We start from the raw sequence: 24,242 nt of genomic DNA, 5'->3' as shown, positions 1-24,242 counted from the left end.
TCCATACGCTGGTGTATGGATAGCGTAGCCCGGTCCGTACGGCTGCGTATAGAACTTTCGGACAGAGTGAGGAGACCGACCGTGGCCGAGGCTCGCACCCCGCGCGGCAAGTGGATCGAGGAAGGGCTGCGCGCGCTCGCCGCCGGTGGGCCGGACGCCGTCCGGGTGGAGGCGCTGGCGCAGTCCCTCGGCGTCAGCAAAGGCGGGTTCTACTGGTACTTCGGCGACCGGGAGACCCTGCTCGGCGAGTTGCTCGACACCTGGGAGCGCGATGTCACCGAGCAGGTGATCGAGCGGGTCGAGAGCGAGGGCGGTGACGCCCGCGACAAGCTGCGCCGCCTGACCGACGTCGCCGTCCCGCAGGCGTCGACGGACGTCCGGACCGACCTCGCCGTCCGCGACTGGGCGCGGCGCGACGAGCAGGTCGCCGAGCGGCTGCGGCGGGTGGACACCCGGCGCATGGACTACCTGCGCTCGCTGTTCACCGCGTTCTGCCCCGACGAGGAGGAGGCCGCGGCCCGAGCCATGATCGCCTTCTCGGCCTGGCTCGGCAGCCACCTCATCGCCGCGGAACACCCCGGGCGAGAGCGGGAGGAGGCATGGGATCTGGTTTGGGCGCGGTTGGTGAGGTGACGTCGTGACGCGGGGGCGATGCGGGGCGCGACTGCTGGGGCGCCCCGCGGAGGCGCCTGCCGAGGCGCCCCCTGCCGGGCGGCCCGCGCGGCCGTCGGCCCGGACGTCCGCCTCGCCGTGGACGCCAACCAGCGCTGGGACGTCGACGAGGCGATCCGCTGGACCCGGGCCCTCGCCGAGTTCGACCCGTACTGGATCGAGGAGCCCACCAGCCCCGACGACATCCTCGGTCACGCCGCGATCCGCCGGGCGGTCGCCCCCGTCAAGGTCGCCACCGGCGAGCACGCCCAGAACCGGATCGTCGTCAGGCAGCTGCTCCAGGCGGGCGCGATCGACGTCCTCCAGCTCGACGCGGCCCGCGTCGGCGGCGTCAACGACAACCCGGCGATCCTGCTGCCGACTGCGTCCCTGCGCTGCGTGGCCCGCGGCCTCGCCGCCGTCGCCGACGCGGGGCTCGTCCACGACCTCGTCGTACGGCCCCACCAGCTGCCCGCCTGCGCCCGCGCCGCCGCCGGCCACCCCGGGCTCACCTTCGTCCTCGACCACCTCGGCAAACCGCCCGTCGCCTCCGGCGCCCTCGAGCCGTGGGCGGGCGCGGTGCGCACCCTGGCCGCCCTGCCGAACACGGTCTGCAAACTGTCCGGCCTGGTCACCGAGGCCGACCCCGCGTCCTGGACGGCCGACGACCTGCGGCCGTACGCCGACGTCGTCCTCGACGCCTTCGGGCCGAGCCGCTGATGTTCGGCTCCGACTGGCCGGTGTGCACGCTCGCGGCGACGTGCGGCGAGGTGCGGGCGACGGCCGGCGAGCTGATCGCCGGGCTCGGCGAGGACGAACGCTCCGAGGTCCTGGAGGCCGCCGCCGTCCGCGTCTACGACCTCTGAGCCGCCTCGGCCAGCCGCGTCGGCGGCAGATACTCCCGCACATACGTCCGCTCCCAGCAGGCGCCGGTCTCCCGCAGCTCCCGCCAGCTGGTGTACCGGTAGCGGAACAGCCGGGCGCGGATGTGGCGGGGCGGCTCGTCCGGCGGGAAGGGGGAGCGGCGCAGCAGCTTCAGCGTGGCGCGGTCGTTCTCCAGCAGCCGTTCCACCAGTGCCCCGAACCAGGATCCGGCGTAGGCGGGCGACAGCGCGGCGAACCACATCATCCAGTCCAGCCGCAGATGGTAGGGAGCGAACTGGCGCGGCCAGTGCCGGGGGTCCCCGGGCTTCCCCTTGAACTCGTACTCCCGCCAGTCGGAGTCCTCGCGGGGCAGCGCGTCCGCCGTGCCCTCGATCACCACCTCGTACCGCACCCGGCTGACACTGCCGAAGGCGCCGTAGGTGTTCACCAGGTGGAGCGGGTCGAAGGAGCGGTTCATGATCTGGCGGCGGGAGATCATGTTCGCCACCGGGCGGTAGCTGAGGAACAGCAGCAGGGCGGCCACCGCCAGCACGACCACCACGTACCAGAGCGGGGCGCCGGGCAGGGGCGGCGGGTCGGCGGGCAGGCGGAGCGCCGGCAGGGCGAGCACGATGGTGATCCAGTTCAGCCAGGAGAAGTTCCCGGACAGCACCAGCCACAGCTGGGTGACGATCATCAGTGCGGCGGCGGCCGAGGCGACGGGCTGGGGGGTGAACAGCAGCACCGGCACCGCGAGTTGGGTGACGTGGTTGGCGGCGACCTCCACCCGGTGCAGCGGTTTCGGCAGATGGTGGAAGAACCAGCTCAGCGGGCCCGGCATCGGCTGGGTCTCGTGGTGGTAGTCCAGGCACGTCAGCTTCCGCCAGCAGGCGTCCCCGCGCAGCTTGATCAGCCCCGCGCCGAACTCCACCCGGAACAGGATCCAGCGCAGCAGGAACAGCACCACGACCGGCGGCGCCACCTCGTCGTTGCCGAGGAAGACCGCGAGGAACCCGGTCTCCAGCAGCAGCGACTCCCAGCCGAAGCCGTACCAGGTCTGGCCGACGTTCACGATCGACAGGTACAGCAGCCACGGGACGAGCCAGAGCAGCATCGCCGCCCACAGCGGCAGCAGGCCGTCGAGCCCGGCGAGCAGCGCCGCCGACACCGCGGCGCCCGCCCAGGCGCAGCAGGCGAAGAAGCGGTCGGAGTAGTGCAGTTGGAACAGGCTCGGCGCCCGCCGGAACGGCACCCGGGCGACGAAACGGGGGATCGGCAGCATGCCGCGCGAGCCGAGCAGCGCCCGGAACTGCAGGGCCGCGGTCAGGAACGCGACCAGATAGACGGCGGCCAGCGCCCGCTGGAAGACCAGCCGGCTCAGCCAGTAGTCGGATGCGGTGAACCAGTCCACGACCGTCGCTCTCCTCTCCTTCCATTCTGACGTCGGAGCGGGAGGTCACCCTCTGTAGGTCTGCCTCCGCTCGCGTCACCCATGCGGGTGAGGTGGACAGAAGTGCGGGCGGCCCGAGAACTCGAAGAATCGGGCAAAGCCTGGCAAGGTGGGGCGCATGGTTGATCGGGGAGCGAGCGCCCTGTCACTCCCGGACGACTGGCCCGCCCACCCGGACCCGATCCTGGCGCTCAACCGCATGGGCAGCTTCGACTGGGACCTGGACAGCGGTCTGTTCCACATGGACGCCCAGGCCCACGAGGTCTTCGACGTGCGCCCCGACGAATACAACGGCCGCCCCGAGTCCCTGGCCGCCCGCGTACCCCCCTCCGAGGCACGCCGCCTCGACGCCCTCGTCGCCCAGGCCATCAAGGACGGCAGCGAGAACTACGGGGCCTACTTCCGTCTCCGCTGCCGCGACGGCCGCCTGCGCTGGACCCACACCCAGGGCTACATCCGCCGCGACGAGACGGGCCGCCCCCGCCGGATCATCGGCATCGTCCGGGACGCCACCCGCGAGCTGAGCGAGATCGAGTCCCGGCGCGACGTCGCCGGCCAGGACAACGGCGACCAGAGCAGCGTCGTCCAGGCCACCACCGCCGCCCTCGCGCACGCCCGCACCGTCCGGGACGTCATCGACGTGCTGGAGAACTCCGACGGCGTCACCCACCTCGGGGCCACCAGCCTGGTGATGGGCCTGGTCGAGGCCGGCCGTATCCGGCTGATCGCCGAAGGCCCGGTGGGCAGCCGGGTGCCCGGCACCGAGGTCACCCGGATCGACGAGGCCTACCCGATGAGCGAGGTCGTCCGCACCCTCAGCCCGCGCTTCATCGAGTCCCCGCAGGAGTTCGCCTCCCGCTACCCCATCCTGTGGCCGGACATCACCGACCTCGGCATCACCTCGGCCGCCTACCTGCCGCTCATCGTCCAGGCCCGCCCCATCGGCGCGATGGGCCTGCTCTACGGCGACCGCCGCGGCTTCACCCCCGAGGAGCGGGACATCCTCGTCGCCCTCGGCAGCAGCATCGCCCAGAGCCTGCAGCGGGCCATGTTCTACGAACAGGAGAAGGACCTCGCCAGCGGTCTCCAGCAGGCCATGCTGCCGCGCACCATCCCCAGCGTGCCCGGCGCCGACGTCGCCGTCCGCTACCGCTCCGGCAGCAGCACCGGCACCCTGGGCAGGGACATCGGCGGCGACTGGTACGACCTGATCCCGCTGCCCGGCGGCCGGGTCGGCGCCGTCATCGGCGACGTCCAGGGCCACGACACCCACGCCGCCGCCGTCATGGGCCAGCTGCGGATCGTGCTGCGCGCCTACTCGGCCGAGGGCCACACCCCCGCCACCGTCATGGCCCGCGCCTCCGTCTTCCTCCACGAACTCGACACCGACCGCTTCGCGACCTGCCTGTACGCGGAGGCCGACCTCGCCACCGGGGTCGTCCAGGTGGTGCGGGCCGGACACATCGACCCGCTGCTGCGGGCGCCCGACGGCAGCTGCCGCCGCGTCCCCCTGGAGGGCGGGCTGCCGCTCGGCCTGTCCGCCGAGTTCGGCAGCCTCGACTACCCCGTCGGCACCCTGGAACTCGACCCCGGCCACACCTTGCTGCTGCTCACCGACGGCCTCGTCGAGACGCCCGGCGCCGACCTCGACGACGGCCTCCAGGCCCTCACCACGCTGGTCGCCGCCGGCCCCCCGGACGTCTGGAAACTCGCCGACCGGCTGATCGACGTGGCCGAGGAGCGCGGCGGTGACGACGACGTGGCGCTGCTCCTGCTGCGCCGCCGCGGCATGGACTCCCCCAAGACCGGGGGCCGGCTCCAGCAGCATGTCGCCCCCGGCGACCCCGAGGCCCTCACCGGCGCCCGGCACATGATCCGCGCCGCCGTCCGCGCCTGGGGTGCCGCGGACCGCGCCGACGAGATCGAACTCGTCGCCGACGAGCTGATCACCAACGCCCTGATGCACACCGAGGGCGCCGCGATCGTCACCCTCCGGGTCCTCACCGGCGGTGAACGCCGGCTGCGGGTGGAGGTGGAGGACTCCTCCAGCGCGCTGCCGCGCCGCCGCGAGGCCGGGGAGTCCGGCGTCTCGGGCCGCGGCCTGCTCCTGGTCGACCTGCTCACCGAGGTGTGGGGCGTGGAGGCGCGGGGCGGCGGCAAGTGCGTGTGGTGCGAGTTCACCGTCCCGGAGCGGGGCTGAGCCGGGATGAGGGCGCCGGTGCCCGGTGGCAGTCTGGACGTATGCCGGAACTGCCCGAGGTCGAAGCGCTCAAGGACTTCCTGACCGAACACCTGGTGGGACACGAGATCGTCCGGGTCCTGCCGGTCGCGATCAGCGTCCTGAAGACGTACGACCCCCCGCTCGCCGCCATGGAGGGCCACGAGGTCACCGCCGTACGGCGGTACGGCAAGTTCCTCGACCTCGCCACGGACGGCGGCCCGCACCTCGTCACCCATCTGGCCCGGGCCGGCTGGCTCCAGTGGAAGGACCGCCTGCCCGACGGCCCGCCCCGCCCCGGCAAGGGCCCCCTGGCGCTGCGGGTGGCCCTGGAGACCGGTGCCGGCTTCGACCTGACCGAGGCCGGCACCCAGAAGCGGCTCGCGGTGTACGTCGTCCACGACCCGGCGGAGGTCCCCGGGGTCTCCCGGCTCGGCCCCGACCCGCTCGCCGACGACTTCGACGAGGCCCGCCTCGCCGCCCTGCTGGCCGGCGAGCGCCGGCAGCTGAAGGGCGCGCTGCGCGACCAGAGCCTGATCGCCGGGGTGGGCAACGCCTACTCCGACGAGATCCTGCACGCCGCTCGGATGTCCCCGTTCAAACTGGCCGCGTCGCTGACCCCGGAGGAGACCCACCGCCTCTACGCGGCCCTGCGCACCACCCTCACGGACGCGGTCGAACGCTCCCGCGGGGTGGCCGCGGGGCGGCTCAAGGCCGAGAAGAAGAGCGGGCTGCGGGTCCACGGCCGCACCGGCGAGCCCTGCCCGGTGTGCGGCGACACCATCCGCGAGGTGTCCTTCAGCGACTCCTCGCTGCAGTACTGCCCGACGTGCCAGACCGGCGGCAAGCCCCTGGCCGACCGCAGGCTGTCCCGCCTGCTGAAGTGAGCCGGGCTCAGCCCGTCGGCGGCCACCACTCGATCATCAGGATCGTCGCGTCGTCACGGAGCCGGCCGGGCTGGGCGTCGAGGATGGAGTGGATCAGCCGGCGCAGGGTCTCCGGCGCCAGCTCGCCCGCGGCGGTGGCCCGGATGACCTCGTCGACGAACCGCTCCAGGCCGAACATCTCGCCGTCGCGGGTCCGCGCCTCGGTGACGCCGTCCGTGTACAGCAGCACCCGGTCACCGGGATGCAGTTCGATCTCGTGGGTCATCCGCGGCCGGTCGGTGAGCAGCGCCGGCAGTCCCATCGGCGGATCCGCCTCCCGCTCCATCGCGTCGACGAGCAGCCGCCGGTCGCGGATCAGCAGCGGTGCCGGATGCCCGCAGTTGCTCCAGCGCAGCAGGCCGCTGTGCAGGTCCAGCTGGAGGAGCACACCGGTGCAGAACTGGTCCGGCAGCCATTCCGACAGCGCGTCGTCGACGCACTTGACCAGTTCCGGCAGGTCGGCGCCGGTGCGGCGGGCGTTGCGGCACGCGGCCAGTGACACCGCGGTGGTCAGCCCGGAGGCGAGGTTGTGGCCCATGGCGTCGAGGACGGACGCGTGCAGGGTGGTCTCGGTGAGCGAGTGGTCGAACGCGTCGCCGCCGAGTTCGTACGCGGGTTCCAGGACGGCCGTCGACACCACGTGCGCGGTGCCGATGGTGCGCGGCGGCAGGAAGGCGCGCAGCATCTCCGCGGGCAGCCGCATCGGCTCGGTCCTGGTCCGCCGTACGAAGGTCTCCTTGTAGGCCCGTTTGGAGGTGACCATCATCGCCAGCAGGGTGGCGAGGGAGCGGCTGCGGCGCAGGGACTGCGGGGTCAGGGCGGGCTGGTTCACCGCGAGGACGCCCAGCCGCTCCGCGCCGTCCACGAGCGGCAGCCATGCCGTCATCCCGCCGGTCTCGGACTCCTCCACGCGCAGTGACTGGGTGCGGTAGGTCCAGCCGGCCAGCGACTCGTCGATGGGCATGGCGGAGGCGACGTCGGTGAGCGGGATGAGCCGACGCTGCCGGAGGTCCGCCAGGTAGACCACGGAGTGCTGCAGGCCCAGCGCCTTGGAGCAGCGGGCCACCGCGGTGGTCAGGTCCAGCGCCGGGGTCTCGGGGTCGGCGAGGAACTCCTCCAGCAGACCGTCACCGGTCTCTCCCGTCGCCACCGTCTCTCCCCTCGTCGGGACCGCGGGCACGGTCGGGTCGCGTTCCCAGCAGTCTCACACCGCGCGCTGCGGCCCGCCCGGCGACCGGGGCGGCGGGACGGGGGGTGCCGCCGTACGGGTGAGAGATCCCGGCGACATGAGGTTCTGTCGATATGAGGCTCCGGAGATATAGGGGCAAAAGTCCTGAATAGGGTGGGGGTGATGTGGGGCACAAGCAGGGACGGAACACCTGACCGAGCGACGTCGAGGACACCCACATGCCCACCGAAGCCATCGCGCCGACCGCCGGCTCCGCCCACGAGGTCGTGCGCGGCCACCACCCCGACTCCCCGGACACCGCCGTCGGCTTCCTGCGGCTCGTCACGCTGCCGGACGGGCCGGAGCGGGACCGGGTGCGGGAGGAGGTCCTGCGGGCGTGGCTGCCGATGGCGTACCGGATAGCCCAGCCGTTCCGGAACAAGGGGGAGAGCGTGGAGGACCTGCGGCAGGTGGCCGCGGAGGGACTGGTGAAGGCGGTCCGGCGGTTCGATCCCGCGCGGGGCCCGTTCGAGCCGTTCGCGATCCCCGCCATCAGGGGTGAGCTGCGGCGTCACTTCCGGGCCCGGACCTGGGACGTGCGGGTGCCGCGCCGAGTGCAGGACCTGCGCAACAAGGTGCGCGCCGCCTGGGTGGAGCTGGCCAACGCCCCGGGCAGTCCCCGCCCCACGGTCGAGCAGCTGGCCCGGCACACCGGGCTCGCGGAGGACGAGGTCCAAGAGGGCGTGGCGGCGCTGGAGAGCTACAGCGCCCTGTCCCTGGACGCCTCGAACGCGGAGACGGACGCCGACGGCACCAGTCTGGCGGACCTCCTGGGCGAGCCTGACCGGGGCTTCCAGCTCGTGGTCGACCGGGAGAGCGTCAAGGAGGCCGTACGCCGCCTGCCCAGCCGTGAGCGGGCCATCCTCTACCTGCGCTACTTCGAGGACTGGTCGCAGAACCGCATGGCCGAGCGGCTGGGCATCTCCCAGATGCACGTCTCCCGGCTGCTCTCGCAGACCTGCGCCCGCCTCCGCGACGAGACCCTGCACCCGGAGGAACGCGATCCGACGGCATCCCGGGCCGGTCAGGGCGGGTCGAGCACGACCAGGCGGTCCCCGGCCGCCGTGCGCACCTCGTAGCGGTCGATCTGGTCGGGGTGGCGGGCCGCCGACGCCTGCACGGTGTGGCGGCGGGCGTCGTGCGCGGCGACGCTCCAGGTCGCGAGGGTCTCCTCCGCGCCGTCCATGCCGACGGCGACTAGCCGGCAGGTACGGGGGCCCGCGCCGTCCCCGACCCTCAGCTCCACCAGGCTGCCGGACGCCGAGTCCTCGGCGGTGACCTGCGCCCACACCCCGGACCGGGCGTCCGTGGCCGCGATCCGCAGCGCCCCGTCCCCGCCCCCGTCCCCGCCCTGCGCCACGAGCGCCATCCAGGGCCCGGCCACCGCGGCCACCACAGACGCGGCGACCGCGTACAGCAACCGCCGGCGTCGCGCCCGGTGGCGGACCCGGACCTCGCCGAGCAGCCGGTCCAGCAGGCGCGGCCCGGGCCCGGCCGCCGGATGCACCGAGCGCGGGGTGGCCCGCCGGTAGAGCATCAACTGCCGGGTGGTGGGCCCGAACTCGGTGACGTGTGCCGTGCAGCGAGGGCACTCCATGAGGTGGTTCTCGAAGCGGAACGCCTCCGCCTCGTCCAGCACGCCGAGCGCGTACGCGCCGACGTCGCGATGCCTTTCCAGGGACCTCATGCCGCATCCTCGTGCCGTTGGGTGGGGGTGGGGTTACTGCGTGCACCCACCGGTACGCACGCGGCGGCCGAATCACTCAAGGCGCGGGCCCGATCGCCCCAGGGATTCGGAGCGGCCGGGCGCGGGGATTGGTCCGATCGGAAAAAAAGTCGCCCGGAGGCGTCTAGAAGAGATGGATGGCGAGATGGCCCAGCGGCAGCCCCAGCTGCCACGCCGGCGTCCAGACCTGCGGCCCGTCGTCCTCGCCGGCCGTCGCTCCGTCGCCCGGTACCGCGTTCAGGTCGGGGGCGAGCAGTTCGGTCTCCTCCAGCCACCGCCAGGCCGCCGAGGCCAGCTCCAGGTCCGGCGCGTCCCCGCCCGCCTCGACGGCCTCCGCGGCGAGCTGCGCCATCCGCTCGCGCACCCAGTCCTGCCAGGGCTGGTCGTAGGCGGTCAGGGACAGCCAGGTGTCCAGCTGGGAGATGACCCGGATGCCGGGCAGTTCGCCCCCGGTGTCGGACAGGAAGACGGTGAGCGCCAGGGCGTCCCGCCCCGCCCGGAACTCGAAGGACGTCGGCGGCATGAGATCGCCGGTCCGCAGCAGTTCGTCGGCGATGTACTCGGCGTACAACCAGGCCATGGGGACGGTGAGTTCTCCGCCGTCGGTGCCGTCCGTGCTCTGATGACCTCTGTGGAGCATCCCTTCCTGCCTTCCTCCGGTGCGTGCGCGTCGCCCGACCCCGGGCCCGGGGGATCGTCCCCGTCCGGAACACGGATGAGGACAGCCGATTACTCAACAGGGGTCGTCGGCAAGGCGCTTTACGGAGGTTTGACCCGGCCTTCGGTTTCACCGCAGGTCGGGCGCGTATCCCGGTAGCACCCGACGCAGGGCGCGCAGCGCGTAGTACGCGCGGGACTTCACGGTACCGGGCGGGATCCCCAGCGTTTCCGCAGCTTCCGCCACACTTGCCCCCTGGAAGTACACGAGCACCAGGACTTCACGGTGTTCCGGAGTGAGTGTCTTCACAGCCTCGCGGACATCGAGCATCGCTGCGGCCCGCTCGGCGTGGTCGGAGATCACCCGCGCGTTCTCCAGCACCGCGTCCCCGACCTCGGCGGGCCGCGCCTGCCGGGCCCGCCGCGCGTCGATCGCGAGCCGCCTGGCCACCGTGAGCAGCCAGGGCCGTACGGAGTCGAAGTCGTCGGCGCGCAGCGCCTCGGGATGCTGCCAGGCGCGTACGAGCGTCTCCTGGACAAGGTCCTCGGCGCGCTGCCGGTCGCCGTCGCAGAGCCGGAGCAGCAGCGCGAAGAGGGGCCGGCCGTGCTCGCGCTGGAGCGCGGCGAGCTCGTGCTCGGCGGTCGTCGTCCCGTGGGTGAGGGTGGTTCCGGCCGTCATGGCCGTATGGCATCGCAGGGCGCCGCCGCGGGACAGGGCACACACACGGATCTGCGGCGGACGGTCGAACCCGTCGACGAACGGTTCGACGAACGGTCCGAGGCGTCCGGCCGCGCACACCGGACGGGTTAATGGGGCCCCCGGGGCTGTTTGCCGTCGTGTACAGCTTCGTACCTATTTGTGGGTGGATACGACTGCACTGGGGAAGCTGATGATCGTACGCATCGCACGCCGACGGCAGGTGGCCCTCGCCCTGACGGCCCTTCTCGCCGCAGCCGCCGCCTGCCAGGCCCAGTACCACGGACAGGACGCCCGGCCGGGCCCCCTCGCGCCGTCCGTCGCCGACTCCCGCGCCTTCACCCTCGTCGCCTCCGGTGACGTCCTGCCGCACGGCAGGATCGTCGACCGGGCGCGCTTCGACGCGGGCGGCTGGGGGTACGACTTCACGCCGATGCTCTCCGGCATCCGCCCCGTCGTCGCCGACGCCGATCTGGCCCTGTGCCACATGGAGACCGTGTTCGGCGCGGACGGCGACTACTCGGGCCACCCCGCCTTCAGGTCCCCGCCCCAGGTCGCCCAGGCCCTCGCCGCCACCGGCTACGACGGCTGCTCGACCGCCTCGAACCACAGCCTCGACGACGGCGCCCTGGGCATCACGCGAACCCTGGACGCCCTCGACCGCGCGGGCGTACGGCACACGGGCACGGCCCGCGCCGAGGCCGAGGCGCGGGCCGTCGACCTCCTCCAGGCGGGCGCGGCGAAGGTCGCCCACCTCGCCTACACCCAGGGGACCGACGGCCGCTCGACGCCGCCCGGACAGCCGTGGGCGGTCAACCTGATCGACGAGAAGCGCGTCCTCGCCGACGCGCGGGCCGCCCGGCAGGCCGGCGCCGACGTGGTCGTCGTCTCCCTGCACTGGGGCACCGAATGGCAGGACGAGCCCGACCGGAGGCAACTCGCCCTGGCCGAGAAGCTCACCGCCGCGGCCACCCGCGGCCGCCCCGACATCGACCTGGTCCTCGGCACCCACGCCCATGTCCCGCAGGCCTACGAGAAGGTCAACGGCACCTGGGTGGTCTACGGCCTGGGCGATCAGATCCCCGGACAGCCGAAGAACCGCTCGGGCGTCGCCGACCCGCGCGGCAACCGGTCGACGCTGGGCCGCTTCACCTTCGCCCCGCCCGCCCGGCCCGGCGAGCGGTGGCGGGTGACCAAGGCCGAGTTCGTCCCCCAGCTGTTCGACATCGACGCGGGCCGCACGGTCGACCTCAACCGGGCGATCGCCCACGGGGCGGACATGCGCGGGGTGCTCGACCGGATCCGCCAGGTGGTGCTGAGCCGGGGCGCGGCCGAGGACGGGCTGGTGATGGGGGAGTAGGGCGTGACCGCGGGCCGCGTCAGTCGACGTCCACGTGGTCGAAGGTGCGCACCATCTCCCTGAGCACCCGCAGGCAGGCCGTCAGCTCCGCGTCCGTCAGACCGCCGCCGACCTCGCGCAGCACGGCCCGCTCCCGGGCGACGGCGGCGGTGATGCGCGCGCGGCCCTCCCCCGTCAGCCGGATCAGCGGCGACCGCTGGTGTGCCGGGTTCGGCACGCTCTCCACCAGCCCGTGCTCCGCCGCCTGGTTGACCATGCGCTGCACGAACTGCCGGCTGAGCGCCTGCGCGCGGCCCATCTGCGGCACCGTCATCGGGCCGTGCCCGCGCAGCAGGTCCAGGACGGCCCGGACGCCGACGGACAGCCCCTCGTAGGGCTCGGCCTGCTCCACCTTGCGCTGCACCCGCCGGTACAGCGGGCCGACGAGGGCGAAAACCTCGGTGAGCCGGTCGGCGAGTTCGTCGGGGCCGAGCGGCTGATCTGTTTCGGTCACGGCCCCATCATGACACCTCGGTTGTCAAGCTGCGGTGATTATGACACCTTGGTTGTCATGTTTGCTGCTCCGGAGCTCCATCACTTCCCGACCGACGACGGCAACCTCGTCCATCGCGCGGCCGGCACCGGCCCGCCGCTCGTCCTGCTGCACGGCGGCTTCCTCGACCACCGGATGTGGGACGACCAGGTACCGGCGTTCGCGGCGACCCATCGCGTCATCGCCCCCGACACCCGCGGCCACGGCGCCTCCGCCAACGCCACCCGCCCGTTCCGGCAGACCGACGACCTCGCCGCCCTCCTGCGCCACCTCGACACCGGCCCCGCGGTCCTCGTCGGGGTCTCCATGGGTGCGGGCATCGCCGTGGACACCGCCCTCGAACACCCGGACCTGGTCCGTGCCCTGGTCGTCACCGGCGCGGGCACCAGCGAGCCCGACTTCCGGGACCCGTGGACCACGGCCGTCCTCGCCGACTGGGAGCGGGCGCTCGCCGCCGGGGACGTCGAGGGCTGGCTGGCGGCCTTCCTGCGGTTCGTCCCCGGACCGCACCGGCGGATGGCGGACGTCGACCCCGAGGTCGTACGCCGCCAGCGCGAGATGGCCCTGGCGACGATCACCAAGCACACCGCCGGCGAACCGGACCACCGCGTGCCGGTCCAGGACACCTGGGCCCGCGTCGCGAAGATCGACGTCCCGGTGCTCGCCGTGCACGGCGGCCTCGACTCCGACGACCACCACCGCATGGCGGACCGCCTGGTGCGCAGCGTCCCCGGAGCCCGCGCGGTCACGGTCGACGGGGCGGCGCACTACCCCGGCATGGAACGCCCGGACGTCTACAACGCGCTGGTCTCGGAGTTCCTGCGGACGCTCTAACGCCGCGCCAGCTTCGAATGCCGGTACGAGTAGGCGAAGTAGACCACCAGACCCACCGCGAACCACACGGCGAACCGCAGCCACGTCTGCCACTGCAGGAACGTGATCAGCCAGATCGAGAAGACGACGCCCACGGCCGGCACGAACGGCATCCACGGCGTCCGGAAGGTGCGCGGCAGGTCCGGCTGCCGGTAGCGCAGCACGATCACCGCCACGCACACCACCACGAAGGCCAGCAGGATCCCGATGTTGGTCAGCTCGGCCGCCTCACCGATCGGCAGGAACCCGGCGATGGCGGCCGACGCCACGCCGACGATCCAGGTCACCCGGGTCGGGACGTGCCGCGTCGGGTGCGTCTTGGCGAACCACGTCGGGAGCAGCCCGTCGCGCGACATGGCGAACCAGACCCGGGTCACACCCAGCATGAACGTGAACATCACGGTGAGGATGCCGATGATGGCGCCCACCGCGATCACGTCCGCCAGCCCGGTCAGTCCCACCGACTTGAACGCGGTGGAGAAGCCGCTCTCCGGGTCGATCTCGGTGTAGTTCTGCATACCGGTCAGCACCAGACAGGCCGCCACGTACAGCACCATCGAGATCACCAGCGAGTAGATGATCGCCTTCGGCATGTGCCGCTGGGCGTCCTTCGACTCCTCGGCCGCGGTCGACATCGCGTCGTACCCGAACACCGCGAAGAACACGGTCGCCGCGCCGGTGAACGCCCCGCTGATCCCGTACGGGAAGAACGGTTCGTAGTTGTCGGTGTTGATGTGGAACACGCCGACGCCGATGACCAGCAGCACCACCAGCACCTTCAGTACGACGACCACCGTCTCGAAGCGTGCCGCGTTCTTGATGCCGAGGTTCAGCAGGTACGCGATCAGCAGACACAGCACCGCCGCGAACAGGTCGACGCGGTGGCCTTCGCCGGTGCCGGGCGCGCCCAGCATCCAGGCCGGCAGTTCGGCGCCCGTCTCCCCGACCAGGAAGCTGAAGTAGCCGGAGATGCCGATCGCGACCACCGCCACGATCGCCGTGTACTCCAGCAGCAGGTCCCAGCCGATGAACCAGCCCGCCAGCTCGCCCAGCACCGCGTAGCCGTAGGTGTACGCGGAGCCCGCCTTCGGGATCAGGCCCGCGAACTCCGCGTACGACAGCGCCGCCGCGGCGCTCGCCACGCCGGCGATGAGGAAGGAGATGACGACCGCCGGTCCCGCCGTCCCGTTGGCCACCGTGCCCGCGAGCGTGAAGATGCCCGCGCCGATGATGCCGCCGACGCCGATCGCGGTCAGCTGGGTCAGCCCGAGTGTCCGTTCGAGCCGGGTGCCCTCACTGACTTCCGTCTCCTCGATGTGTTCGATGGGTTTGCGCCGGAGAACCCCTTCACCCGTCCGGAGCCTGGCCATGCGCCTCACCTCTTCACGATCGGCAACGGCTGACGGCGGATCATGATGGCTCAGCGGAGGACCCTAAGGAAGGCGCCACGCACGGAGAGGACCGGTTACGGCACCACCGTCACCGGCCACCGCCCCGCCTTCACCAGCCGCACCGCGACCGAGCCGACGATCCGGTGCCCGGCCTGCTCCGAGGCGCCGACCACCACCGCGTCCGCCTTGAGGTCGTCCGCGGCCTTCACCAGGCCGTTGTACGGGTCGCCGCGGAACGTGTGGAACTCCCACCGCACCTCGAATATCCCCTTGGCCCGTTCGGCCGCGTCCCTGATCTGCGCCACCAGGTCCTCGGCGATCTCCTCGGCCGTGTCGGCGACCGGTGCGCCGAGCATCGCACCCGCCGCCATCACCGGCTGCACGTACACCACGGCGAGCAGCGCCCGCTGCCGCCGGGCGAGACCGCCCGCGTAGGCCGCGGCCCGCAGCGAGGAGTCCGAGCCGTCCACGCCGACCAGGATGACCTTGGGCCCGTCCGTGCCCCGTTCGAACTGGTGCGAGTGCTGTTCCGTCACGGCCCGAGGCTATCGGAACGGGTGATTCCCACCGTGGCGGCCGTCGGCCGCCGGTCGCCGGCCGCTCGCCGCCCGCGAACCGCCGCCGAACCGCGCTGCCGGCGCGTCATGACCCGCACGGGTGGAGTCGTGCCGCCGCACCGGTGTCACCGGGGTGCGCCGGGGCCCGAGCGGGTGACTGATCAGTCATGAAAAAGGATCAGTTGTTCACCCGACGGAAGGTGCTGCTCGCCGGTACCGCCGCCGTGGGCGCGGCCGGCACCGCCGGACTGCTCACCCTCGGCTCGGGCGAGGAGACGGTCCGCTCCGCCGCCCCCGCCGCGGGACCGCAGGCCCACCGCCCGCTCAAGCCCTCCTCCAACCGGCTCCAGCCGCTGACCGGCCACGGCCCGCCACGTGCCGTGCCCGGCCGTACCCCGGTACGGCGCGAGCCGCTGCTCAGCGTGTCCGGCCTCGGCCGCGCCATGGTGCTGACCTTCGACGACGGCCCGGACCCCCGCTACACCCCGGAGATCCTGGACACCCTCGGCGCCTACGACGTCCGCGCGATGTTCTTCGTCTGCGGCGAGATGGTCGAGGCCTTCCCCGACCTGCTCGGACGGATGGCCGACGAGGGGCATGTCGTCGGCAACCACACCTGGTCCCATCCCCTGCTCACCGACCTCACCCGCGCCCGTATCCGCTCCGAGATGGAACGCACCTGCGAGATCGTGGAGGAGGCCTGCGGGGAATGGCCCAGCTGGTTCCGCGCGCCCTACGGCGCCTGGAACCGGACGGTCTTCCGGCTCGGCGCCGAGCTGGGCATGGAACCCCTCGCCTGGACCGTCGACACCCTCGACTGGACCGAGCCCGGCACCCGCGTCATCGTCGACCGCGTGGAGAACGGCGCCGCCCCCGGGGTGGTGGTGCTCTCGCACGACGCCGGAGGCGACCGTTCGCAGAGTGTGCGGGCCCTGCGTTCGTACCTGCCGGAGCTGCTGGACGCCGGCTACCACATCACCGTGCCGCGCAGGCACCAGGTGTGACGGCGTGCCGCCGCCCGCCGGGTCGGGGCCCGTTCAGCGGACCTCGATCAGGCGGGCGAAGGCCACCACGTTGCCGTCGTAGCCGCTCTGCTGGGAGAAACCGCCCCCGCAGGTGATGACCCGCAGTTCGGGGGCGCCCTTGGAGGCGTAGACCCGGTCGCCGGGGAAATTGTTCTTGTCGAACACCTCGACGCCGTAGATCTCGAACACGGCCGTCTTTCCGTCCTGGCGCGCCACCTCGACGTGACTTCCCTTCTTCAATGCGCCCAGGCCGTAGAACACGGCGGGTCCCTGCTGGTTGTCCACATGGCCGACGACGACGGCCGTGCCCTTCTCGCCGGGCGAGACCGCGCCGGTGAACCAGCCGGCGAGATTCGGGTTCTCCGCCGGCGGCGCCGCCACCCAGCCCTCGGAGTCCAGGCCGACCGCCGTCACCGGCGCGTCCACCTGGATCGACGGAATCCTGACCCGGTCCGGCACCGCGAACGGAAGCGGTTGCGCGGCCTCACCGAAGGTGCCGGAGGCGGCGGAGCCGTCTGCCGCGGCCGCCGACGCGGGCTGGGGCGGGCCCACGTCGAACTCGCCCGAACCGTTTCGAATGAGCGCGAGACCGGTCAGCAGAACCAGCGCTATCACGCCCCAGGGGGCGCGCCTCCTCCGCCGCTCCTCCTCTTCGGCCAGCTCGGACAGCTCGGATGCAGACATACGCCATCCCCTTTCGACGCGGCCGTCGCCGCGTCAATTCGCGCATACCAGAACGCTAAATGCCGCGTGCGAAACCGGCGACGGGGCGGAGGCGAACGGGTGGGCCGGGAGAAGGGCGGGTGCGGCCATCCGAGTTGCCGTGACCAGGAAAATTCTGCCGGTCCGTGACCTGCGGCAATATCCGATTGTGCGGTTTTCGCCCGGCGTGTTGCCTCACCAGGACGGACCATCGCCGAAATGCGGGCGGGCGCAGCGCAACTGAGGGTCGTTCCGGAGGCGCTTTCTCGCCGATCGACCGGGGACGGACTCCGGGGCGTCTTCTGCGGAGGATCACATGCGTAAGTCACGTGCCCTGGCGGTGTCCGCCGCCGCGGTCGCCGCCCTCGTCGTCTCCGCCCCCTCGGCCGTCGCTTGGGACGGCCCGGGCGGCAACGGAAACGGCAATGGCAATGGCAATGGCATTGGCAACCAGGGCTTCGATCAGGGTGGCAATGGCGAGCAGGGCCAGGGCCAGGGCTTCAACCAGTGGGGGAACGGTCAGGGCGACAACGGTCAGGGAGGTGACGGGCAGGGCGGCAATGGCCAGAACGGCAATGGTCAGGGCGGCAACGGGCAGGGGGGTGACGGTCAGGGTGGCAACGGGCAGTGGGGCAATGGCCAGGGCGGCAACGGCCAAGGCGGCAATGGCCAGAACGGCAACGGCCAGGGTGGCAATGGGCAAGGGGGCAACGGTCAGGGAGGCCGCGGCGACCAGAACGGCAATGGTCAGGGCGGGAACGGCCAGGGTGGCAATGGGCAAGGGGGCAACGGTCAGGGAGGCCGCGGCGACCAGAACGGCAACGGTCAGGGCGGGAACGGCCAGGGCGGCAACGGCCGTGGCAACGGGCAGGGGGGGAACGGGAACGGCCAAGGCGGGAACGGCCAGGGCGGCAACGGGCACGGCAATGGCCAGGGCGGCAACGGCAACCAGGGCGGCAACGGCAACCAGGGCGGGAACGGCAACCAGGGTGGCAACGGCCACCACGGCGACTCCCCGAGCAACATCATCGCGCTGCCCAGCGTGATCGCCCCCGGCGGACAGCTCACGATCAGCGTCGACGGCTGCCCCCGCGGCGGCACCGCCACCTCGAACGCGTTCCCGACCACCAACCTCAGCGCGAGCCGCGGCGGCAACGAGACGGCCCGGGGCACCGCCACCATCCACGACGACGCCCGCCCCGGCTCCTACGACATCACGGTCCACTGCTCCGGCAAGACCCTGACCCGCCCGGCCGCCTTCACCGTCCTCGGCGGTGTCCGCGGTGGTGTCGGCGGCAGCGTCTCCTCCGGTGCCACGACGGCCGACATGGCCATCGGCGGCGGTCTGGTCGGCGCGGCCGTCATCGGCGGCGGGGTGTTCTGGCTGCGGCGCCGTTCCGAGAAGCGGATCTGACCCGGAAGGCCTGCGCGGCCGGGCGCGGGCCGGCCCGGCGTCGTCGGCGGCGGGGGCCGTCAGCCCTTGACGCCGGGGAAGAGCTCCAGGAACGGATCCGCCGTGGCCGTGATGCCCCGGCTGTACGGCGCGTCGAAGTCCCAGATGAGGAAGAGCAGGAAGGCGATCAGTGCCGAGAACAGCCCGGCGAGGATCAGTTCCCGGGGGGTGCGCCGGATCTGCAGGGCGAGGACCATCCCGACGGTGATCACGGCTCCGACGACCAGACCGAACCACACCACGCCCGGCATGGTCGCCCCCGTCGAGCTCGCGCGGGCGTTGCGGGCCTGGTCGGCGGCGGTGACCTGGTCCATGAGCGGCTGGTAGGCCTGGGCCTCGAAGTCGTTCTTCGGCTGGTAGTCCGTGACGTCGGTGCGGATGCGGTCCATCAGCCGGGTGCCGCGCTCGGTGACCTCACCGCGGTCGGCCATCGCCTTCCACTCGGTGGTGACGACGTGTCCGACGTAGGTGTTGACATCCTCCCGGATGCGGTCGCGGACGTCGGGCGGATAGACCCGTACCCGCTCCGAGATCTCGTGCAGCGCCTGGGCCTCGGCGCGGACGTGGTCCTCGGCGACACCCCGCGCCTCCCAGACACCGGCGATGGCCAGGCCGAGGACGATGGCGTAGACCACACCGATCCACATCGTCATGTACTCGATGACGTCCGGGGTCTCGCTGGGGTCCTCGTCGTCGTCGGCGGTGCGGTGCCGCAGCAGGGTGATGGCGACGACCACGGCACAGGCGGCCAGCATCGCGAGGGTGAGAACAAGCCATTCCGGCAACGGATTCCTCCAGGGATCAGCGCGGACGCAGCGCGGCGACGGCGACCACCGCGGGGGCGGTGATGAGCAGGACGTAGGTGACCGGCGAGGGAGCGTGCCGGGTCTGCCGCGGACGCGGCGGCGTGCGGTACTCCGGGTAGCTCACCGGAGTCGCGGAGGGGCGCGGGGTGGGCGTCGGCGAGGGCTTCGGGGTCGGGGCGGGCGGAGGAGACGGTGCGGGGGCCGGCGGCGGGACGGGGTGGGGAGGCGCGGGCCGGGGGGCCGGTGGCGGGGGCGGCGGAGGCGGCGGCTCGGGCTCCGGTGTGGGGGTCGGGGTGGGTTTCGGGGGCGGTGGGGGAGAGGGCTTGGGGATCGGCTTCGGTGGAGGCTCGGGGGTCGGAGTGGGTGTGGGGGTCGGGGTGGGCGTCGGGGTGGGCGTCGGTGTCGGGCACGTGAGACTTCCCGCGACCGACACCGCCACCGTGCCGCCCGGCCCGGTCGAGGACCAGGCGCAGGAGTCGGCGACCGCGACGCCGGCCGGTGCGCCGACGAGCGCCCACGTCAGCGCCGTGAGCGTCAACACCCTTGCGGCAGCGGGGAGATGGGTCGGTTCGGATCCATGCACGCCGAAGATCATGAGGCCTGTGTCGGCGCCGACACGCGGGCATACCGGGGGGATTGCCCCGAAGGAGCGAATCGACCGCTCGCGCGTTTGAACGTCCGCGGTCGTCCCGGACGTCCCCGGCAAAGAAATCCCGGCACCCGTTGAACACGCCCACACCTTCGCCCGTACCTCCTGTCGAGCGGCGGCGCAGCAAGGCGCTGTCACGGCAACTGGCTTGTTGACATGGGGAGTTGACGATGAAGACCTCCTGGCGGAGCGCCTCACTCGCGGCGGGTGCCGTGGCTGTGCTGGCGTTGACGACGGCGTGCGGCCAGGACGGCGGAGGTACCCAGCCGGCCAGTCAGAACGTCGGCGCCACGGCCGCGGCCGGCGGCTACGGCGGCACGGGCATCGGGAACAGCGGCGCCGGTGCGGAAGCGGGTGCCGACGTCGGCGCCGGCGCGAAGGACGAGCAGAACGCCGCCGCCGAGTCGGCCCCAGCCGGCAAGCTCGGCGTCTCCGTGAACGCGGAACTCGGCAACGTCCTCACCGACGCCGACGGCCGCACCCTGTACCGCTTCGACAAGGACACCGCAGACCCCGCCAAGTCCAACTGCGACGGCGACTGCGCCACCGCCTGGCCCCCGGTCCCCGCGGACGACGCGTCGGCCGGCGCCGGCATCGACAAGAAGCTGCTCGGCGAGGTCACCCGCGCCGACGGCACCAAGCAGCTCACGGTCGGCGGCTGGCCGGCGTACCGCTACGCCAAGGACGTCAACGCGGGCGACACCAACGGGCAGGGCGTCGGCGGCACCTGGTACGCGCTCGCGCCCGACGGCAAGAAGGCCGCTCTCGCCGACCTGCCGGGGCTGTCCACCCGCAAGGACCCCAAGCTCGGGGAGATCGTCGTCGACAAGAACGGCATGACGGTCTACCGCTTCATGAAGGACGAGGCCTGGCCCGAGCCGGTCTCCAACTGCACCGGCGCCTGCCTGGAGAACTGGCCGGTCGTCGCGCCGGTCGCCGCCGACGACACGAAGGGGGTGCAGAAGAAGGGACTGATGAGCTTCACCCGCCCGGACGGGACCAAGCAGCAGACGGTCAACTGCTGGCCCATCTACACCTTCAGCGGTGACAACGCACCGGGTGACACCAACGGACAGGGCGTGGGCGGCACCTGGTACGCCGTGGCGCCCGACGGAAAGCCGATCGGCGCGCCCGAGAAGGAGTAGCCACCCCGCACAGTGACCCGCGTGTCCCGTCTCCGCCCCCTGCCGCTCCCCTGGCAGGGGGCGGACCCGTTCCCGGTGGCCGGTTTGCCGTCATTCGCCGGTACTCTTCGGCATTCTTCTGCTTCTACCCGCCTTCTTCCGCTCTTCCCTCCCCTTCCCTGCCCTTCTCTCCTCTTCCCTCCTCTTCCCTCCACGCATCGGAACTCTCCGGAATGCCCTCGATACCTGGCGTAGAGGATTGCGGGCGTCGATTCGGCACGTGCCGCAGGCAGTGACCGGGAACGGATGGTCAATTTCCGTTTCGGCTCGCCCCGTTGGCGGGCGATCAGTAGCCTCAGCTCGAACACCGGACCGCCTATGCCTTGGAGAGATAGATGGAGCGTCCCGCCTGGGCCCCACGGAGCATCGACATCTCGGTGCCGAGCGTTTCGCGAATCTACGACTACTACCTGGGCGGTTCGCACAACTTCGAGGTCGACCGGGAAGCGGCCCGCAGGGCCATGGAGTTCATGCCGGGTCTCCCCAAGATCATGCAGGCGAACCGGGCGTTCATGCGCCGCGCGGTCCGCTACGCCGTGGACCAGGGCGTCACCCAGTTCCTGGACGTGGGCTCCGGCATCCCGACCTTCGGCAACGTCCACGAGGTCGCCCAGGCGGCCGCCCCCGGCGCGCGGGTCGTCTACGTCGACCACGACCCGGTGGCCGTCGCGCACAGCCAGGCGGTGCTGGAGGGCAACGAGGACGCGGACGTGGCCGCCGCGGACCTGCGCAAGCCGCAGGACATCCTGACGAGCCCCCAGGTGGAACGGCTGCTGGACCTGAACCGTCCGGTGGCCCTGCTCCTCGTTGCCATACTGCACTTCGTGGAGGACGCGGACGACCCGTACACGGCGGTGGCGCAGTTGAGCGAAGCGCTGGCGCCCGGCAGCATGCTGGTGCTCACGCATGCCTCGTACGAGGGAATCCCGCTGCCACCGGAGCGGGCCGACGGTGCGGTGGACGTATACAAGGACATTCGCAACCCGCTGATCATGCGCTCGCGCGACGAGATCGCGCGGTTCTTCGAGGGGTACGACATGGTGGAACCCGGACTGGTGCCGATGCCGCACTGGCGGCCGGACACCGCACCGGAGGACGAGGATCCGTATGCCTTCGCCGGTTTCGCGGGCGTGGGGCGTACGGCGTGAGCGCGGAGCCGGACGCGCCGGAGGACAGACTGCGCCGGTTCGCCACGATCTGGAGCCGGGCGGTCTTCCCGGTGACCGTGACGTCCCTGACCCGGCCGGAGTTCGAGGAGCAACTGCTGCCGCTGGCGCGGCGGTTGAGCCGGGCGCTGCGGGCCAGGACCTTCGACGCGGCGGAGGGCCGGGCCGTCGGCGCCGGGCTGGTCGGCGCGCACTGCACCGACCCCGAGTCGCTGAGCCGCACCCTGGACTGCGTGGACGCCTACCTGGTGCTCTACTGCGGCGAGGGCGGCGACCAGGAGGACCTGCGCGCCCGGTCGGCGCGGCTCCAGCACGCCATGGCCGCCGGGTTCGCCCAGGCGCTGCGCGAACGCACCCTCGCCGAGCAGGAGTCGATCGCGCAGGCCGCGCTGCGCGCCCAGGGCGTCGTCGCCCAGGCGCTGCACGCCAGCGAGGCCCGTTTCCGCGCGGTGTTCGAGGGCGCGGCGATAGGGATCGGCATCGCCGACCTGGACGGCAACGTCCTGCAGGTCAACGGTGCCCTGCTGCGGATGTTCGGCGGCGGCGAGCAGAACGTGCGCGGGCGCAACGTCCGCGAGTGGACGCACGCCGAGGACGCCCCCCAGGTGTGGCGGCTCTACGAGGAGCTGGTGCGCGGCGAGCGCGAGCACTACCACGTGGAGAAGGCCTTCTACCGCCCCGACGGAACGGTCCTGTGGACCAACCTCACGGTCTCCCTGCTGCGTGACCCCGACGGCCGCCCGCAATACCAGCTCGCCCTCATGGAGGACACCACCGAGCGCCGGCTGCTCAATCTGCGGCTGCGCTACGAGGCCACCCACGACGCCCTCACCGGCCTGCCCAACCGCACGCTGTTCTTCGAGCGCCTGGAGAAGGCCCTGAACGCGGGCCCCGGCCAGCGCTTCGGGCTCTGCTACCTCGACCTCGACGGGTTCAAGACCATCAACGACAGCCTCGGTCACGCGGCCGGCGACCGGCTGCTCGTCGAGGTCGCCGACCGGCTGCAGGCCTGCACCGCCGCGCCCGGCGAGATGGTCGCCCGGCTCGGCGGCGACGAGTTCGTGGCGCTGACCACCGGCCCCGACACCGAGCGCGAGGTCGACGAACTGGCCGCCCGGATCATGAACGCGCTGGTGGCGCCCGTCAGTGTCGACGGCCGTGAGCTCACCGTGCGCGGCAGCATCGGCATCGTCGAGGGCCCGGCGGGGGAGCGCAGCGCGGCGGAGGTACTGCGCAGCGCCGACATCACCATGTACCGGGCGAAGTCGGCGGGCGGCAACCGCTCCGAGCTGGCCGACGCCGAGGCCGACGCCCGCGCCATCACCCGGCACGGCCTCACCACCGCGCTGCCCACCGCGCTGGAGCGCGGCGAGTTCTTCATCGAGTACCAGCCGCTGGTCCACCTCGGCGACGGCAGCGTGCGCGGCGCCGAGGCGCTGGTGCGCTGGCTGCACCCGCAGCACGGCGTGCTCGGCCCCGACAGGTTCATCCCGCTCGCCGAGCACACCGGCCTGATCGTCCCGCTCGGCCGCTGGGTGCTGGAGCAGTCGGTACGGCAGGCCAAGGAGTGGCGCGAACGCTACGCCGCCACCTCGACGGCGCCCCTGCGCATCAACGTCAACCTCTCGCCCTGCCAGCTCACCCATCCCGGCCTGGTCCAGGACACCGTCGACATCCTGGAGGCGGCGGGCGTCGACCCCGACGCGCTGTGCCTGGAGGTCACCGAGTCCGCCCTGATCGGCGCCGACGACGATCTCCTCAAGCCGCTGCGCCGGCTCGCCGAGATGGGCGTGGACATCGCCCTGGACGACTTCGGCACCGGCTACTCCAATCTCGCCAACCTGCGCCGACTGCCGGTGAGCATCCTCAAGCTGGACCGCTCGTTCACCCAGGGCATGCAGCAGTTCCCCGCCGACCCCGTCGACCTGAAGATCGTCGAGGGGATCGTTTCCCTCGCCCACAGCCTGGACCTCGCGGTCACGGTCGAGGGTGTGGAGACGGGCGCCCAGGCCGACCAGCTCCGCATACTCGGCTGTGACACGGCCCAGGGCTGGTACTACGCTCGCCCCGGCCCCCCGGAGCGCCTCCACGAGCTGGCGCTGGCGGACGCGGCGGGGTGAGCGGCCC

Annotated in this window: 22 protein-coding genes and 3 pseudogenes; 13 read left to right on the top strand and 12 right to left on the bottom strand. The window is 72.3% G+C overall.

The genetic code is table 11. The features are described 5' to 3' along the window. The first annotated feature begins 81 nt into the window (after positions 1-81). The 3 genes and pseudogenes from ACSU6L_RS03075 to ACSU6L_RS03065 form a co-directional block, all read left to right on the top strand. The gene (locus ACSU6L_RS03075) at positions 82-633 is read left to right on the top strand and encodes a TetR/AcrR family transcriptional regulator (RefSeq protein WP_073944477.1); all 552 of its coding nucleotides are present in this window, start codon (positions 82-84) and stop codon (positions 631-633) included. Between the two features lie 72 nt (positions 634-705). Further along, positions 706-1,038 (top strand): annotated as a pseudogene (locus ACSU6L_RS03070) (enolase C-terminal domain-like protein); the annotation flags it as partial. 12 nt (positions 1,039-1,050) lie between these two features. Beyond that, a pseudogene (locus ACSU6L_RS03065) lies at positions 1,051-1,517 on the top strand (amidohydrolase family protein); the annotation flags it as partial. On the opposite strand, the gene ACSU6L_RS03060 reads toward ACSU6L_RS03065, so the two are convergent. Beyond that, a complete protein-coding gene (locus ACSU6L_RS03060; protein ID WP_437053246.1) occupies positions 1,505-2,926 on the bottom strand; it encodes a lipase maturation factor family protein in 1,422 nt (473 codons plus the stop codon). The pseudogene ACSU6L_RS03065 and the gene ACSU6L_RS03060 overlap by 13 nt on opposite strands. Positions 2,927-3,083: 157 nt before the next feature. Between ACSU6L_RS03060 and ACSU6L_RS03055 the strand changes: the two genes are divergently transcribed. Further along, positions 3,084-5,165, top strand: coding sequence for a SpoIIE family protein phosphatase (locus ACSU6L_RS03055; RefSeq protein WP_437053244.1), 2,082 nt, complete (start codon positions 3,084-3,086; stop codon positions 5,163-5,165). A gap of 41 nt (positions 5,166-5,206) precedes the next feature. Beyond that, on the top strand, positions 5,207-6,070 hold the full coding sequence (locus tag ACSU6L_RS03050; RefSeq protein ID WP_437053242.1) for an Fpg/Nei family DNA glycosylase: 864 nt from the start codon (positions 5,207-5,209) through the stop codon (positions 6,068-6,070). 7 nt (positions 6,071-6,077) lie between these two features. Here the strand turns inward: ACSU6L_RS03050 and ACSU6L_RS03045 are convergent, their stop codons facing one another. Then, positions 6,078-7,259 (bottom strand): PP2C family protein-serine/threonine phosphatase, encoded by a 1,182-nt coding sequence (locus ACSU6L_RS03045; protein ID WP_437053240.1) that lies wholly within the window; start codon positions 7,257-7,259, stop codon positions 6,078-6,080. Positions 7,260-7,516: 257 nt separating this feature from the next. Here ACSU6L_RS03045 and ACSU6L_RS03040 point away from each other — a divergent pair, with 257 nt between their 5' ends. After that, complete coding sequence (locus ACSU6L_RS03040) at positions 7,517-8,416, top strand: SigB/SigF/SigG family RNA polymerase sigma factor (RefSeq protein ID WP_437053238.1); 900 nt, start codon at positions 7,517-7,519, stop codon at positions 8,414-8,416. Here the strand turns inward: ACSU6L_RS03040 and ACSU6L_RS03035 are convergent. From ACSU6L_RS03035 to ACSU6L_RS03025, 3 genes are all read right to left on the bottom strand, one after another. After that, positions 8,362-9,024, bottom strand: a complete 663-nt coding sequence (locus ACSU6L_RS03035) for a zf-HC2 domain-containing protein (protein ID WP_437053237.1) — start codon at positions 9,022-9,024, stop codon at positions 8,362-8,364. The two genes, ACSU6L_RS03040 and ACSU6L_RS03035, sit on opposite strands and share 55 nt — an antisense overlap. Positions 9,025-9,187: 163 nt before the next feature. After that, on the bottom strand, positions 9,188-9,703 hold the full coding sequence (locus ACSU6L_RS03030) for a hypothetical protein (RefSeq protein ID WP_437053235.1): 516 nt from the start codon (positions 9,701-9,703) through the stop codon (positions 9,188-9,190). Positions 9,704-9,850: 147 nt separating this feature from the next. Further along, positions 9,851-10,399 carry a sigma-70 family RNA polymerase sigma factor gene (locus ACSU6L_RS03025; protein WP_073940150.1) on the bottom strand — a complete coding sequence of 183 codons (549 nt, stop codon included), beginning with the start codon at positions 10,397-10,399 and terminating at the stop codon, positions 9,851-9,853. A gap of 211 nt (positions 10,400-10,610) precedes the next feature. Here ACSU6L_RS03025 and ACSU6L_RS03020 point away from each other — a divergent pair, with 211 nt between their 5' ends. Continuing rightward, complete coding sequence (locus ACSU6L_RS03020; protein ID WP_437064738.1) at positions 10,611-11,777, top strand: CapA family protein; 1,167 nt, start codon at positions 10,611-10,613, stop codon at positions 11,775-11,777. A 19-nt stretch (positions 11,778-11,796) separates the two neighbouring features. Here the strand turns inward: ACSU6L_RS03020 and ACSU6L_RS03015 are convergent, their stop codons facing one another. Beyond that, on the bottom strand, positions 11,797-12,270 hold the full coding sequence (locus ACSU6L_RS03015; protein WP_437053233.1) for a MarR family winged helix-turn-helix transcriptional regulator: 474 nt from the start codon (positions 12,268-12,270) through the stop codon (positions 11,797-11,799). Positions 12,271-12,327: 57 nt separating this feature from the next. Between ACSU6L_RS03015 and ACSU6L_RS03010 the strand changes: the two genes are divergently transcribed. Then, entirely contained in the window at positions 12,328-13,143 is an 816-nt protein-coding gene (locus ACSU6L_RS03010) for an alpha/beta fold hydrolase (RefSeq protein WP_437053231.1), read from the top strand. Here ACSU6L_RS03010 and ACSU6L_RS03005 read toward each other — a convergent pair. Both ACSU6L_RS03005 and ACSU6L_RS03000 read right to left on the bottom strand, forming a co-directional pair. Next, a complete protein-coding gene (locus tag ACSU6L_RS03005; RefSeq protein WP_437053229.1) occupies positions 13,140-14,552 on the bottom strand; it encodes an amino acid permease in 1,413 nt (470 codons plus the stop codon). The two genes, ACSU6L_RS03010 and ACSU6L_RS03005, sit on opposite strands and share 4 nt — an antisense overlap. Positions 14,553-14,647: 95 nt before the next feature. Further along, the gene (locus ACSU6L_RS03000) at positions 14,648-15,109 is read right to left on the bottom strand and encodes a universal stress protein (RefSeq protein WP_437053227.1); all 462 of its coding nucleotides are present in this window, start codon (positions 15,107-15,109) and stop codon (positions 14,648-14,650) included. 188 nt (positions 15,110-15,297) lie between these two features. On the opposite strand from ACSU6L_RS03000, the gene ACSU6L_RS02995 reads away from it, so the two are divergent. Next, positions 15,298-16,134 carry a polysaccharide deacetylase family protein gene (locus tag ACSU6L_RS02995; RefSeq protein ID WP_437053225.1) on the top strand — a complete coding sequence of 279 codons (837 nt, stop codon included), beginning with the start codon at positions 15,298-15,300 and terminating at the stop codon, positions 16,132-16,134. Positions 16,135-16,167: 33 nt separating this feature from the next. Here ACSU6L_RS02995 and ACSU6L_RS02990 read toward each other — a convergent pair whose 3' ends face one another. Then, the gene (locus ACSU6L_RS02990) at positions 16,168-16,839 is read right to left on the bottom strand and encodes a class F sortase (RefSeq protein WP_437053223.1); all 672 of its coding nucleotides are present in this window, start codon (positions 16,837-16,839) and stop codon (positions 16,168-16,170) included. Between the two features lie 343 nt (positions 16,840-17,182). Beyond that, positions 17,183-17,860 carry a hypothetical protein gene (locus ACSU6L_RS02985; protein WP_437065240.1) on the bottom strand — a complete coding sequence of 226 codons (678 nt, stop codon included), beginning with the start codon at positions 17,858-17,860 and terminating at the stop codon, positions 17,183-17,185. 9 nt (positions 17,861-17,869) lie between these two features. Here ACSU6L_RS02985 and ACSU6L_RS02980 point away from each other — a divergent pair. Beyond that, positions 17,870-18,271 (top strand): annotated as a pseudogene (locus ACSU6L_RS02980) (hypothetical protein); the annotation flags it as partial. Between the two features lie 59 nt (positions 18,272-18,330). Here ACSU6L_RS02980 and ACSU6L_RS02975 read toward each other — a convergent pair. Continuing rightward, positions 18,331-19,095: a DUF4239 domain-containing protein gene (locus ACSU6L_RS02975; RefSeq protein ID WP_437053221.1), complete on the bottom strand. Its 765-nt coding sequence runs from the start codon at positions 19,093-19,095 to the stop codon at positions 18,331-18,333. A 16-nt stretch (positions 19,096-19,111) separates the two neighbouring features. Then, the gene (locus ACSU6L_RS02970; protein WP_274535960.1) at positions 19,112-19,240 is read right to left on the bottom strand and encodes a hypothetical protein; all 129 of its coding nucleotides are present in this window, start codon (positions 19,238-19,240) and stop codon (positions 19,112-19,114) included. Positions 19,241-19,935: 695 nt separating this feature from the next. On the opposite strand from ACSU6L_RS02970, the gene ACSU6L_RS02965 reads away from it, so the two are divergent. From ACSU6L_RS02965 to ACSU6L_RS02955, 3 genes are all read left to right on the top strand, one after another. Next, a complete protein-coding gene (locus ACSU6L_RS02965) occupies positions 19,936-20,910 on the top strand; it encodes an SCO0930 family lipoprotein (protein ID WP_437053219.1) in 975 nt (324 codons plus the stop codon). Positions 20,911-21,284: 374 nt separating this feature from the next. Continuing rightward, positions 21,285-22,097 (top strand): SAM-dependent methyltransferase, encoded by an 813-nt coding sequence (locus tag ACSU6L_RS02960; protein WP_437053217.1) that lies wholly within the window; start codon positions 21,285-21,287, stop codon positions 22,095-22,097. After that, on the top strand, positions 22,094-24,235 hold the full coding sequence (locus ACSU6L_RS02955; protein ID WP_437053215.1) for a putative bifunctional diguanylate cyclase/phosphodiesterase: 2,142 nt from the start codon (positions 22,094-22,096) through the stop codon (positions 24,233-24,235). Before ACSU6L_RS02960 ends, ACSU6L_RS02955 begins: the two co-directional genes overlap by 4 nt. Positions 24,236-24,242: the final 7 nt, after the last annotated feature.

The sequence above is a fragment of the Streptomyces sp. enrichment culture genome, assembly GCF_964272855.1.
Taxonomy (GTDB): domain Bacteria; phylum Actinomycetota; class Actinomycetes; order Streptomycetales; family Streptomycetaceae; genus Streptomyces.
Note: the sequence above shows the minus strand (reverse complement) of the source record. Positions and strands in the feature narration are given on the sequence as shown.